A 13,376-nucleotide genomic window follows, 5' to 3' on the forward strand; every position below is an offset into this window, starting at 1 on the left:
TTTACCTGTAGGTTTTTTTAATTTACCTGCAGGTTCTCAACATTTATCAACATGTTTAGCTAATTTACCTGCAAGTTTACATATTCTCAGGAGCACTGATTCCTAGTAATCGAAGCCCCTCTTTAATCACAACACCTGTTGAATTTACTAATGCCAACCGATCTTCTAAATACTCATCTTCACTCAATATTTTGACCTTCCCATAGTATTTATTAAATGCTTGAGACAGATCAATTAAATATTTTGCAATGACAGATGGCTCGTATGTGTTATAACTCTTAAGTACAGCCTCCGAGAACTGATGTAAGAGTTTCACGACTTGCCAAGATTCATCATCTTCTAGCCCAAAGTTAATCTTGGGGCTCGCAGACGTTTTACTTAATATTGACTGTGCGCGAGCGTGAGTGTATTGAACATATGGTCCGGTATTGCCCTCGAATCTCAACATGTCTTCAAGCGAGAATTCAACATTGTTCAAACGATCATTTTTTAAATCGTGGAAAATGACTGCACCTACTCCAACCTGTTGAGCAACCTCCTCCTTGTTACCTAAGTTTGGATTTTTATCTTCTATGTTCTGTTTAGCTAATTCAATGGCTTCTTTTATTACCTCATCAAGTAACACGACTTTCCCTTTACGAGTCGACATCTTCTTACCGTCTTTTAAAATAAATCCAAATGGCACGTGATGCATATGGTCTGCCCATGAATAACCCATCTTCTTAAGGACTAAAAATAATTGTTTGAAATGTAATGACTGCTCATGGCCAACCACATAGATCGCTTGCTCAAATTGGTAGTGTTGTTGTCTGTAGATAGCAGCCGTTAAATCTCTAGTCGTGTAGAGAGTCGCACCGTCTCGTTTTTTGATTAAAGATGGCGGCAAATCATAGTCATCAAGACTGACGACTTCCGCTCCATCTGATTCGGTCAATAAACTTTGATTTTTTAACAACTTAATCGTATCGTCCATTTTATCATTATAAAAAGCTTCGCCATTAAAGGAATCAAACTCCACTCCTAACAAATGATAGATTTTCTGAAATTCTTTCAAAGACTCTTCTCTAAACCATTTCCAAAGTTGGATTGCTTCTCCATCGCCATCTTCTAACTTTTTGAACCATGCTCGACCTTCATCTTCAAGTTCAGGATGGCTTTCCGCTTCTTCATGAAATTTTACGTAAAGCTTTAATAGTTCTTCAATTGGGTTTTCACGGACTGTGCCCTCATCTCCCCATATCTTGTAAGCATGAATGAGTTTTCCAAATTGCGTGCCCCAATCACCGAGGTGGTTGATTTTAACGGATGTATAGCCTATCTTTTCAACGATCAATGCTAAAGACTGCCCAATAACAGTAGACCTTAGATGACCCATAGAAAATGGTTTGGCGATATTTGGTGACGAGAAATCCAATACAATCTTCTTCCCTTCACCAATAGACTGTTTCCCATAGTCTGGTCCTTGCTTCAATATGTCAGTTAATACTGCCTGACTTCCGTGTTTTCGATTAATAAAGACGTTGACATACGGTCCTACTGCTTGAACATGACTAAAACTGCTATGACTTATTTGATTAGCAATTTGCTTTGCAATGTCTTGTGGCGATTTACGCAATAGCTTTGCTAATGCAAAACAAGGAAATGCAAAGTCTCCGTGTTTTTCTACCTTTGGCTTTTCTATTAATCCAGAAACATCTTCAACTGACAAATGCTCATGGACTAACTTATGAATTTCTTCAATCATTACTTGTTTAAGTAGCATCTTAATCCCCCTCTAAATATAAAAAAATCGCCTCTTAATCATTAAGAGACGAGTTGTCGCGGTACCACTCTTTTTGTCCATCACAAAGATGAACCAACTTTAACTTGATAACGGGGCTAATCCCCGGCTCACCCTACTATTTTCAGGTTACTCCTCAGAAGTGCGGTTCACTTAAGTTTCGCTGCTAGGCTCACACCATCCCTAACTCGCTATAAACTACACCTAAATTACTCTCTTCCTCATCGGATGTATGTTTTTCAATATATTATCACAACCGGGTCTAAAATCAACCTTTTAATTCAAAGTACTCTCTTTGCAACAAGCTCATGATATAGATATCATGCCATTCACCATGTCTGAAAAATGCTTCTCTAAGCTTCCCTTCAACTTGGAACCCGAACTTTTCATACATTTGGAATGCTTTTTGGTTAAATGAGAATACTTTCAAACTTACTCTATGTAAATTTAATTCATTAAATGCATAGTTCAATAATAACTTGAACGCTTCCTTTCCGTACCCTTGACCCCAATAATCTTTCTCTCCAATCAATAATAGAACTTCCGCATGGCGCTGCCTGAAGTTCAGCCCAACAAGCGATATGTTCCCAATTTCTTGTTGGCTTTCTTGATCAACAATGATAAAACTTTTCCCCTCTTTGATTTTATCGTAAAACTCTTCAAGTTCATCATGATTGTACAAATCAAGCGAGGATCTCATGTTGGTAAACACTTCGACATCATTGTGCCATTTGTAAAGTGTTTTTATGTCATCTTTAGAAAGTTTACGTAAATAAATACGATCCGTATTGAATATCATGGTTTTCACTCCAATTTAGTCGTGTTGCTAAAAGTTTAACATAGCCCTTTTACTATTATTGATCTTAATCATTTTTTTAACAAAAAAATTACGACCAAAGACTGAGGAAATTTCAACCTTCTTGCCAATGGATAAAATGACCTCACGTAATATACTAAAAGTAACAAAGGAGGCATTCATATGCATTTAGACTACCAATATTTATTGGATGAACATAAAAAAGAATTAACTAAAACGAACCTTGAGGGATGGAAGTTTTCAAAAGTACCTAAGCAATATAATTTGAATAGACAGAAGGACTTCTGTTTCTCTTTAGGAAGAGATTGGTGTATTACGATTCGGTATTCATAGATTGTCTAGTAAAACGCCAAAAGTGTCTAGTAAACCCATGATTTTGTCTAGTAAAAACACCCGCTTCACTGAAATAACAGTAAGCGGGTGTTCCCTTGTTCTACTCTCTTTATTTATTTACCAATGAACATTTGTGTCCAGTAAGTTTTTCCGTTTGCTTCGACGTAGCCAACGCCAATGTGTGTGAAGTCACTGCTTAAGATGTTTTTACGGTGGCCGTCACTGTTCATCCAACCGTTCATCACTTGCTCTGGAGACGTTTGACCCATCGCAATATTTTCACCTGCAGTACGGTAGTCAATTCCGAATTGTTGCATCATATCAAATGGTGAACCATAAGTTGGTGATGTGTGGCTGAAGTAGTTATTCTGAGCCATGTCACGTGACTTTTCGCGTGCCACATCACTAAGTTCAGATGATGCTTCTAGTGGTTGTAAACCATGCTTTTGTCTTTCTTGGTTTACTAATTCGACAACTTGCTGTTCAAACGCTTGTAAGTCTGAAGCTTGTTGTGGTTCTTGTTGTTCTTGCGCTGGTTGTTCAACCTGCTCTTCTTGTTGTGGTTGCTCAACTGGTTGTTCTTGTTGAGGTTCCTCTTGTTCAGCTGGCTGTTCTTGCTTTGGAGCCTCTTCTTTAGGCTCTTCTGGCTGCTCTTGTTTAGGAGCTTCTTCTTTAGGCTCAGCTGGTTGTTGAGGCTGTTCCTGCTCTACTGGCTGCTGCTCTTGAGCTTTATTCCAGTATTCGTTAACAAAATCATTCCAGTTAAATTCAGCATCTTGCTGGACCCACATAGAGAATGGAATTGTAAACGTATATGCTTCACTTGATCCTTGACTATCTGCTTGGCTACTTGCGGCTACTTGTCCAGTAGCTAAAATAATTGACATAATGACTGTAATTAATACAGCCGTAATTGGTCTTAACATTTTCAAGGTATTACCTCCTTAGATGTCTTGACCCCCACACGCACATTATAACAACTCATAATAGTTTTTTAAGAGTTAATATATGCCAGCCTAAAAAAATGGCTTTACAGTCGTAATTATAAGCGTGAATTTTCTAGCAAATAATAAATTTATCTAGTGAAAATATCAAAGACTGACCATCACGATTAGTAACAGTCAGTCTCATTTAATTCGTATTTTAAGCCGTTCGTCTTTAGTTTTACTTGGCTCTTTTTCTTCTTTCAGTAAATCTCTTATCTCCACTAACACCTCATGGTTTGGGTGCGGGGCTTCTTCTAGTTTTACTGTTTCTTTCCCTCGTATGTAATTAAATAGTTTGATAAACATATAAATCGAAAAAGTGATGATGAAAAAATCTAATGCTGATTGAATAAATGACCCGTATCTAATAATCGTTCCATCAATATTTAGCACTAGAAACTTTAAGCTCGTCCCTCCTGCTATAATGCCTAATACAGGAGCCAAGATATCACTGACAAGTGAATCAACAATTTTACTAAAAGCTGTGCCTATAATGACGGCGATAGCTAATTCTATGACATTACCTCGCAAGGCAAACTTTTTGAATTCCTTCCACATGATGGTCACCCTTTCGTTGTTAGATTATATTCATTTGAGTGACGATATATTATGTGTATGGTGAGATTTTTTATAAATGAAAAAGATGATTAAGAATAATGCAACAGCAATTGCTTCAAGAGAGACTATGTACCAAGGATACGGGCCTAGAAAGTCTATAATACTAGCATTACTAGGTTGGTTTGCCAAAAACATATAGTTGGAACCAAGCCATTGATTAACCCAATAGACTACAAAAGCTATGGCATTAAGAATTAGAAAAGCTTTAATCACTGATCGAAAAGTTAGAGCTAACCGCTCCACCCAAAGCATATAAAAACACGACAACACAATGACAATATGTGCGATAAAAAATTGAAAAAACCTAAGATGAGGGAATCCAAAGAACAATTCTGGAGTGATGATCGCAATCGCAGCTCCAGTCATGCTTATAAAAAAGGCCACTTCAAAAACGTTATTGCTCTTTGTGATGAGCATCCAAACACATAAATAAAGTGAAATTGAACACAACTGTAAAGGCAGATTAATGGTAATGTCCCATCTGTCATGGATGATAAACCAGACATGGAAAATGGCTTCACTTAGAATTAGTAGTGTAATTAAAATAAATTTTACTGAACGACGAAACTGATTTCTAATTTCTTCTCGAAAAAAATATAAGCCCATTATTAGTACAACAGTTATGATCAACATCATAATATGCTCAAAAGTAAACATTTCAAATGGATACACTTCACGATTGAAGCTGTATAATTCCCCCATCTTACCTCTCCCTTTTTACCGCTTATCGATCATCTGTGCCTCTCTTAATCTGACTGGTTTGATAAGCAATCTCAAAAATGGATAATAAAATTGCAAACCAAAAGATACCGCTTGCAAACGAAACACCTGGGTTATCAACGGTTCCAATTAACGAGAAGATGATAACCATTGCAACTATGATGACTGTACTCCACACTTGCCAATTCCGAATATGTTCTAATGATTTTTCTTTATACTTCTTGTAATTAAGACTATAAACAATGAAACCTGCAAAGATCCACGCTAAAATATTATGCGGAAACCCACTGACAAAATGATCTACAATGAGTAATACCGCTATACCTACGAGTATCATGTAATCTATTTTCTTGAAATCCATCGAAAATCCTCCTTTTCACTTGTATAAGAACAGCCGAACCACATTCATTGTGATCCGGCTGTTAACTACTTCCCGATAAACATTTGAGTCCAATAATAGGTGCCATTATCTTTAATAAACCCAACACCAATATGGGTGAAACTATCTTGTAAAATATTTTTGCGATGACCTTCACTGTTCATCCAGCCATCCATAACTTGTTCTGGGCTTCGTTGTCCCATGGCGATGTTCTCACCAGCAGCCATGTATCGAAGCCCAAATTCTTGCATCATATCAAAAGGAGATCCATAAGTTGGGGATTCGTGACTGAAATAATCATTGTCAGCCATATCTTGTGATTTAGCACGAGCAACATGACTCACATCTACCGAAAACTCAAGTGGCTCTAAATCATGCTTAGCACGTTCTTCATTCACTAGCTCATGTACCCGACGCTCAAACTCATGAACATGGTCGGCATCACGATCGGTTCCATCCACTTCATCCCCTTGGAACACGGGAACAACGTCAACATTTTCATCGCCTTCTAAATACAATGCAAGCATTGTAGCAGCACGATTTAGCCCGTTAACAGCTTTTTCAGTTACATCCGCCCAATCTACATTGGTAACTAGATGTTGAACACGATTACTGACTTCTTCTATACCTGATGCCTCTTCAGAAACGGCTACATCTTGATTGTCATCTGTAAACATGGACTCAGGTAAAGAATTTATGATAAAACCAATGACCAATAATACAATGGCATATTTAATTAGCTTAAACATCTCTTATGCCTCCTCATAGGAGCTATTCTATTTAATTATAAGACCGATTAACTACATTTTAAACAAAAAACTCTTTCCATAAACCTTTTCCCGATTATAAAGCGACTTAACCTGACATATTTTGCAAAAAGAAGGATTTTTAGCATTCGTAAAGAAACAGTAATGTAATAAGAATTAAAGAAGGTGATGGTATGCCAAACGTCTGGACCCATATATTATTTTGTGAGGATGTTATGGAATATGTTCCAATTAGTTCCAGGATTCGTAAGCACCAACATTATTTCAACTTAGGCGCGCAAGGACCTGATCCATTCTTCTATCATGACCCTTGGCCTTGGACAAAAAGCTCTCCTATTAATGATTTAGGGCTGCTTATGCATCGCAACAAGTGTGGTGTGGTATTACAAGATATGATTGAAGGCGCAAAAGTCGGAACAGACGAAACGAAAGCATATACATTAGGGTTTATCACTCACCACGTTTTAGACCGTGTTACACACCCTTATATTCACTATCGATCAGGATATGACGGCTACAATCATCAAAAATTAGAGACGATTATTGATACACTCATGATGTGGAATTTTAGAAACCTAAAAACCTGGAAGAATCCTGTAAATGATCGGATTGATGTAGGACTACATCTGAATTCATATTTATCTGTGATGATGGAAAAAGTTTTAGCAGATCACTTTGGAGATGATGTTCGCCTTACAGAGGGATTCTTTCAAAAATCTTATCAAGATATGAAACTTGTATTGAGGATTGTCTACGACCCGCGTGGTTGGAAAACGAAACTATTATCTAAGGCGATTCCGCCAATTTCACATAGACCGATTACTGAAGTAACTGATTATTTAAATGAACGAAATGACATATGGCATCATTCAGCAACACAAGAACCAAGTACAGAGAGTTTTATCGATTTATATAAAAATGCTCGGGATGAAGCCGTAACACTTACCAATGCCATTTTACAGTATTGGGAAAAACCAGTTGAAGAAGTTCGAGTAACAGTGCTTGAATTACTTGGAGATATTTCATATGACACTGGCAGGCCATTATCAGAAGGACATGAAAATAAATATGCTGAGCCGATAGTGTAAAAAAATAGTTTGTACTCTGATTCGTTTGACAAACACAACTCTGTATTTCGCTTACACTTATGGCCTTTCTTAGACACACTACTATATGTGGACAACAACAGCGAATTATTTTGACCTAGCTAAAAGTAGAAGCTGAATGTTAAGATATAAAGCAATCTCAACATTCAGCTTTTTTTTATTTCACCTGAACTTTAACAAAATCGCGCGGATCCTCTAATGCCTTAGCTTCTCGCTCGCCTTTTTCAATATTAACAAACTGCAAGAGCACAATACCTATGATAAAGAAAACAATGAGTGAAAGGATGCCCAAACGACTATTGTCGGTTAAGCCTGCTGTAATCCCAAATACGGCCGGACCAATAATTGCCGCAAACTTAGATGTTATACCATAGAACCCAAAGAATTCAGCATGTTTATTATGCGGAATCATTCTAGCAAAAATTGAACGACTCAGAGCCTGAGCCCCGCCTTGAACGGTACCTACACACACAGCAAGTAAGTAAAAGTGTAAAGCACTGGTCATGAAATAGCCTAAAATAACAATAATTACGTAAACCCCAAGAGCTAACGTTAACGCTTTTTTTGCAGTGATCCATTTGGCTAGCTTCGAGAAAAATAATGTACATGGAATCCCGACAAACTGAGTAATTAATAACGCTGCAATTAGATCATTTGTGCCAATTCCAATTGTTGAGCCATAGAACGTCGCCATACGAATAATAGTTGAGATTCCATCAGAGAACATCCAAAACGCGATAATAAAAATTAATAATTGCTTATAGTATTTAAGGGTTTTAAATGTTTCACCGATCCGGCTGAAGCCAATGACAATGTATGGTTTAGACCTTTCTTCAAGCTTTGTGCCAACCTTCTCTTCCTTCAAGTTTTTAAATAAAGGAATGGAGAAAATAAACCACCAGATACCGACCGTTACAAATGACACTTGAGTCGCTTCTTTACTACTTGGGAACCCAAACCACTCGTATTTCATAATCATAACGAGGTTGATAGCGAGTAGGATTCCACCACCTATGTAACCAAATGCATATGCCTTAGTGGACACTCGATCCATGTCCTCTTTTTTCGCAACGTGGGGCAAAAAGGCATCATAAAAAACGTTACCGCTAGAGAATCCGATTGAAGCGATGATAAATAGTAAGGAAGCTAAAAGGTAATTCCCTTCATTAACGGTAAACAGTAACACGCTTCCACCCATCCCCATGAAGGCGAAAAACCTTAAGAACTTCATCTTGGCAGCTGAGTAATCAGCAATGGCTCCTAAGATCGGTGCCATAACTGCTACGATTAAAACGGCAACTGATTGGGTAAAAGAATAGTAGCTCGTAGCAGTCCCTTCAGACAAACCGGAAGCTGCTACACTATTATAAAATATCGGAAATACTGCAGCCATAATGGTCGTTGCAAATGCTGAGTTTGCCCAATCATACATCATCCAACTGCGTTGTAGTTTTGTATCCATGACATCACTCTTTTCACTTTTTCTTTAAGCATATCAAAATTTTCTAATTAAATTCCACATATTTCAGAAAATTTACAATATATAAAGGAGATAACTATGGCAGAAGATAAACAAACACAAGCATACAACAGAAGACAAATGGTCGGATTAATATTAGGTCCTATTCTCTTTATCGTCGTTTTACAATTTTTATCGTTCGATGGAATGTCATCTGAAGCCCAAGCAATTTTAGCAAGCACGTTATGGATTGCCACATGGTGGGTAACGGAAGCTATTCCTATCGCTGCAACGGCCCTCTTACCTATTATTTTATTCCCCTTAACAGGTGGATTAGAACTTGGTGATACGACCTCCGCATACGGGGATGACATCATTTTCTTATTTATGGGTGGTTTCATTATTGCACTAGCGATGGAGCGTTGGAATCTTCATAAGCGAATTGCTTTGACCATTATTAACATTGTAGGGACAAGCTTAAATCGTTTAATTTTAGGTTTTATGATTGCAACGGCCTTTTTATCAATGTGGATTTCGAATACGGCAACGGCGATGATGATGATTCCAATTGGTTCTGCCATTATATATAAAATGAAAGAATCGGCAGAAAGTAAATCTAGCGACGTCAGTCAAAGCGAAACTAAGGAATTTTCCAAAGCTCTCATGTTGTCAATTGCATATAGTGCTTCCATTGGCGGTTTAGGAACGCTGATAGGAACACCACCAAATGCCTTATTTGCAGGGGTTGTCGATAATCTATTTGATGTGACCATCTCATTTGCTACTTGGATGTTGTTCGGTGTACCAATTGTCATTGTGTTGTTGACGATAGCTTGGTTTTACTTAGTGAAAGTGGCATTTCGATTAGATATTGATGAATTCCCAGGCGGAAAAAGCGTGATTAATGAAGAGATGAAAGAAATCGGCGGGATGTCTACTGAAGAAAAAATTGTTCTGACTGTATTCTCGTTCACAGCACTAGCTTGGATTACGCGCTCATTCATTCTTGAGGATTTATTGCCAGGCATAGATGATGCGGTAATTGCAATTGCCGGTGCATTAATCTTATTTTTAATTCCAGCTAAAAATAATAAAGGCGAGTTCATCATGGATTGGGAAACAGCTAAACGTCTTCCGTGGGGTATTCTACTCCTGTTCGGTGGTGGACTAGCCATTGCAGCCGGATTCAGTGACACAGGCTTAGCCCAATGGATCGGTGAACAAATGACCGGCCTTCAAGGGTTAAACTTCGTCTTTATTGTGGCCATCATTACAGCTATAGTCATTTTATTAACAGAAATTTCATCCAACACAGCCACTGCAACGATGCTACTACCAATTATGGCATCATTAGCAGCAGCCATTAACGTTCACCCATACAGCTTAATGATCGCAGGTGCCCTCGCTGCTTCTTGTGCGTTCATGTTACCTGTTGCAACACCACCAAACGCCGTTGTATTCGGTTCTGGTTACTTAAAAATCGAAGACATGGCGAAAGCCGGTATCTGGTTGAACGTCGTTTCTGTCATTATTATTACGGTTGCGATTTACTTGTTACTTCCAATTACCTTTGGTTTAGACTTATTTAACTATCCATTCTAGTTGGGGCACCAACCTGCAGGTAAATTCGTTAAACATGCAGCTATTTCTCAGAAACCTGCAGGTATTTTCGAAAAACTTGCAGATAAAACCCAAAAACATGAAGCTAAATCATAAATACCTGCAGGTAACGCTTTAAAGCCTGCAGGTAAATTTTATTTCAGTTTAAGTTGATATTTATAATGACCATCAGTTAGTCCAACTAGTTCAAAGCCATACTTTTTATAAAAATCATTCAACTTTATATTATCCGCGACACAATCTAATTTGAGAAAATCTTCTTCGCTCACATTGTTGTAAATCCAATCCAACATACTATTCCCCAACCCTTTATTCATATATTCAGGATTAATGGCAAGTCTATGTAGATAAAGCGAATTAGATGAGTCTTCTCCCCAAATAAATATGCTTGTCCCAACCACCTTGGTTAGGTAATAGGGTAAATGTTCCAATTAAACCCACGTCATTCATAATAATATAGGTTTCTTCGTTAGAAATCGCTTGTGCAATCTCTTGGTCATCTCCACCTTCTAACAGAAAACCCCACTGGTCAATACCATTGTCTTTCAACCATTGAGCAACCTCTTTTAGCATCTTAATCACTTCATCGCTATCTTTCTCTTGAGCAATTTTGATTTCAAATTCTTCTAAGTTCATTTAGTGCCCCCCTATTGTTTATAACCTTTCACAACGGCTAAAATCTCAGAAACCCCATCGCAATACTTGCATTAAGCATACCAAATACAGTCCAAATTAATAGCGATCCATCGTTACCTGTAAATAGAGTGACTATGAAAAATAACAAACATGCAGTAAAAATTAATGCGCCAAAGGCAAACAGAAATCCTACCATAAAATCCCCCACAAGTGACTTTTTCTACATTTTTACCATAAAAAACCAAAAAAATGTCTGCAAACTCGGGTTATCAAATTTGCAGCCAACTTTAAACTTATGCTTGTTTCTGTACACTCACATACATTTTCTGGTAGGCTTCAGATTCATCTTTTAAGCCCATCTCTAAATATGTTTTAGACAGCCATTTTAATGGTTTCGCCGCATCGGGTTTTAGTTCAGACTCCATGCTGAAGCATTCTAACGCTTGGTCCCATTGTTCGAATTCGAAGTATAATTCACCTAACGGCTGCATGCTTTCCAAATCCTCACTCATATTAAACATTTTGTCAAATTGTTCAATCGCTTTCGTTTTGCCACATAGTTCTCTAAATGGTCTAATCCAGTCATTCACATCATTCAATTCAGTTGATGCGAGTAATTTGATCAAACATTTAGTTAGTAATGGGTCTGCTTTAGATGGATTGTGTTTTAATAGTTTCAGAATAAAATTTTGTAGGGCTTCTGGTTGCATGTTTAATTCATTAGGGGATATTTCTGACATGGACCTAGTAAGTTGTTCTAAATTATTTGGGGTTAAATCCACTTCTGTTTCAAGCAAGATTAGAGAAATGCGGTCTATTTGTTTTAAATCTAAATACTTTTTTAAGAGGAGTTCTTGTAATGAAGCAAATTTGACTTGTTCAGCTAAACGTTCTAATAGCTGAACGCTCTCATTGTCAGTGAAGTTTTCTTGTAAGGTTTGATGAAGTAAGTCTAATGTAGCTGATGAAGGGGCTTTTTTCATTTGTTCATAAAGTAGCATACTTAATTCTAGAGGACGGTTTTCGGTCATGAGATGTTGCACATACTGATCTTGACATGTCTCAATTTCATGGAACATAATTTTCTCCGCCTCAATTAAATCTTGGCTGAACAGTTCACTATCTCTGTCTCGATACATTTTAGCAAAATCCTTATAAATCAAATCACTAGATAAAGATTTGACTAGACTGTGCTTCGGTGCGAAATCCTTTAAGATTCTGATTAGCTGGTAAGCTGTAAATAACTGTCCACCTCGACGGTCTTCATAAAACATATCTTTAATTTCTTCAAAAAGTTGTTTTTTCGAAATAAAGGATTCAAAAAATGTTAGGATATAGGCTTTTTCTGTTTTAGAATAATGTTGATTTAATTTGCGGAGTAGTTGCTTATTATTAATGATTTTTGCTGAATGGTTTGAAGTTAGAAGGTGATTCATAAAAGGATGTGGAGATTGATAAACATGACCATGCTTAAAGGCTGTTTCAATGAAGGAATGTCGACGTAGCTTGGTTACTTTTTTCGCAGTTAAAAATTCACCTTTATAAAAGAAAAGGTAATATAAGTCGTGTTCATCACTAATCGCCTCAACGATTTGTGCACGCACGTAGTTTGCCATCCGTTCTGCTCGAAGTCTCAATGACTTATTCTTGGCATCTTGAATCGTGAATTGGTTTTCAATCATATCAACCCTCCTAGTTATTACTACTTTATCATAATTATATGTCTAAATGTGTAAAATGATTAACTTTCACTTAAATTTATAAAAGAGGAACCTAAATTGATTCCTCGTTATTTTAACTTGGTAATGGACTTAAATGCTCATGAATTAATAACCAACGATTTGATTTTTTAACAAAAACATTGGTCGCTCTTCCACGCCCACTCGCATATTTATTATTAACGTAACCTTCATAAAAATATGTATAAGTACAAGTTATGGATTGTTCAGATTTAAAGATCCAATTAACATCATGTGCTTCATAGTTCTCATCTTTAACTGTGTTCCAAGCGTTCTCAAAGTAATCTTGAATTTCTCTAACTGTTTTGCAAGTCTTATCAGTAAAGAAGTAGACAGCGTCTGGATGAAGAATCTTTTCAATTTCTTTAAAATCGTGAGAATTAGTAGCTTTAATATAAGTATCTAAAATGTTCATC

At 37.1% G+C, this 13,376-nt stretch carries 15 protein-coding genes and 1 other annotated feature; of the genes, 3 read left to right on the forward strand and 12 right to left on the reverse strand.

All coding sequences use genetic code 11. From position 1 onward, the window contains the following. Window positions 1–76: 76 nt before the first annotated feature. Together argS and ACTWQB_RS04285 are read right to left on the reverse strand one after the other, a co-directional pair. On the reverse strand, window positions 77–1,762 hold the full coding sequence (gene argS, locus ACTWQB_RS04280) for an arginine--tRNA ligase (RefSeq protein WP_443137945.1): 1,686 nt from the start codon (window positions 1,760–1,762) through the stop codon (window positions 77–79). Between the two features lie 41 nt (window positions 1,763–1,803). Further along, window positions 1,804–2,014, reverse strand: a binding site (T-box leader). Window positions 2,015–2,048: 34 nt separating this feature from the next. Continuing rightward, complete coding sequence (locus ACTWQB_RS04285; protein WP_443138029.1) at window positions 2,049–2,576, reverse strand: GNAT family N-acetyltransferase; 528 nt, start codon at window positions 2,574–2,576, stop codon at window positions 2,049–2,051. A 183-nt stretch (window positions 2,577–2,759) separates the two neighbouring features. Between ACTWQB_RS04285 and ACTWQB_RS04290 the strand changes: the two genes are divergently transcribed. Then, window positions 2,760–2,930: a hypothetical protein gene (locus ACTWQB_RS04290; protein ID WP_443137946.1), complete on the forward strand. Its 171-nt coding sequence runs from the start codon at window positions 2,760–2,762 to the stop codon at window positions 2,928–2,930. Window positions 2,931–3,043: 113 nt separating this feature from the next. Here ACTWQB_RS04290 and ACTWQB_RS04295 read toward each other — a convergent pair whose 3' ends face one another. The 5 genes from ACTWQB_RS04295 to ACTWQB_RS04315 form a co-directional block, all read right to left on the reverse strand. Next, window positions 3,044–3,856 carry a CAP domain-containing protein gene (locus ACTWQB_RS04295; protein WP_443138030.1) on the reverse strand — a complete coding sequence of 271 codons (813 nt, stop codon included), beginning with the start codon at window positions 3,854–3,856 and terminating at the stop codon, window positions 3,044–3,046. A gap of 201 nt (window positions 3,857–4,057) precedes the next feature. Continuing rightward, window positions 4,058–4,474 carry a large conductance mechanosensitive channel protein MscL gene (gene mscL, locus ACTWQB_RS04300; RefSeq protein ID WP_443137947.1) on the reverse strand — a complete coding sequence of 139 codons (417 nt, stop codon included), beginning with the start codon at window positions 4,472–4,474 and terminating at the stop codon, window positions 4,058–4,060. 30 nt (window positions 4,475–4,504) lie between these two features. Beyond that, a complete protein-coding gene (locus ACTWQB_RS04305; RefSeq protein WP_443137948.1) occupies window positions 4,505–5,236 on the reverse strand; it encodes a YwaF family protein in 732 nt (243 codons plus the stop codon). A gap of 22 nt (window positions 5,237–5,258) precedes the next feature. Beyond that, window positions 5,259–5,615 (reverse strand): hypothetical protein, encoded by a 357-nt coding sequence (locus ACTWQB_RS04310; RefSeq protein ID WP_443137949.1) that lies wholly within the window; start codon window positions 5,613–5,615, stop codon window positions 5,259–5,261. A gap of 65 nt (window positions 5,616–5,680) precedes the next feature. Continuing rightward, window positions 5,681–6,382 carry a CAP domain-containing protein gene (locus ACTWQB_RS04315; protein ID WP_443137950.1) on the reverse strand — a complete coding sequence of 234 codons (702 nt, stop codon included), beginning with the start codon at window positions 6,380–6,382 and terminating at the stop codon, window positions 5,681–5,683. Window positions 6,383–6,573: 191 nt separating this feature from the next. Here ACTWQB_RS04315 and ACTWQB_RS04320 point away from each other — a divergent pair, with 191 nt between their 5' ends. After that, a complete protein-coding gene (locus ACTWQB_RS04320) occupies window positions 6,574–7,488 on the forward strand; it encodes a zinc dependent phospholipase C family protein (protein WP_443137951.1) in 915 nt (304 codons plus the stop codon). 175 nt (window positions 7,489–7,663) lie between these two features. Here ACTWQB_RS04320 and ACTWQB_RS04325 read toward each other — a convergent pair whose 3' ends face one another. Further along, window positions 7,664–8,968 carry an MFS transporter gene (locus ACTWQB_RS04325; protein ID WP_443137952.1) on the reverse strand — a complete coding sequence of 435 codons (1,305 nt, stop codon included), beginning with the start codon at window positions 8,966–8,968 and terminating at the stop codon, window positions 7,664–7,666. 96 nt (window positions 8,969–9,064) lie between these two features. On the opposite strand from ACTWQB_RS04325, the gene ACTWQB_RS04330 reads away from it, so the two are divergent. Further along, a complete protein-coding gene (locus ACTWQB_RS04330) occupies window positions 9,065–10,567 on the forward strand; it encodes an SLC13 family permease (RefSeq protein WP_443137953.1) in 1,503 nt (500 codons plus the stop codon). Window positions 10,568–10,719: 152 nt separating this feature from the next. Here ACTWQB_RS04330 and ACTWQB_RS04335 read toward each other — a convergent pair whose 3' ends face one another. From ACTWQB_RS04335 to ACTWQB_RS04350, 4 genes are all read right to left on the reverse strand, one after another. Continuing rightward, the gene (locus ACTWQB_RS04335) at window positions 10,720–10,986 is read right to left on the reverse strand and encodes a GNAT family N-acetyltransferase (protein ID WP_443137954.1); all 267 of its coding nucleotides are present in this window, start codon (window positions 10,984–10,986) and stop codon (window positions 10,720–10,722) included. Then, window positions 10,943–11,221 (reverse strand): acetyltransferase, encoded by a 279-nt coding sequence (locus tag ACTWQB_RS04340; RefSeq protein ID WP_443137955.1) that lies wholly within the window; start codon window positions 11,219–11,221, stop codon window positions 10,943–10,945. The genes ACTWQB_RS04335 and ACTWQB_RS04340 overlap by 44 nt, the downstream gene beginning before the upstream one ends. 293 nt (window positions 11,222–11,514) lie before the next feature. Beyond that, on the reverse strand, window positions 11,515–12,903 hold the full coding sequence (locus tag ACTWQB_RS04345) for a hypothetical protein (RefSeq protein WP_443137956.1): 1,389 nt from the start codon (window positions 12,901–12,903) through the stop codon (window positions 11,515–11,517). A gap of 112 nt (window positions 12,904–13,015) precedes the next feature. Next, the gene (locus ACTWQB_RS04350; protein ID WP_443137957.1) at window positions 13,016–13,375 is read right to left on the reverse strand and encodes a YybH family protein; all 360 of its coding nucleotides are present in this window, start codon (window positions 13,373–13,375) and stop codon (window positions 13,016–13,018) included. Window position 13,376: the final 1 nt, after the last annotated feature.

Source organism: Piscibacillus sp. B03, assembly GCF_052246295.1.
In the GTDB taxonomy this organism is placed as follows: Bacteria; Bacillota; Bacilli; order Bacillales; family Alkalibacillaceae; genus Piscibacillus.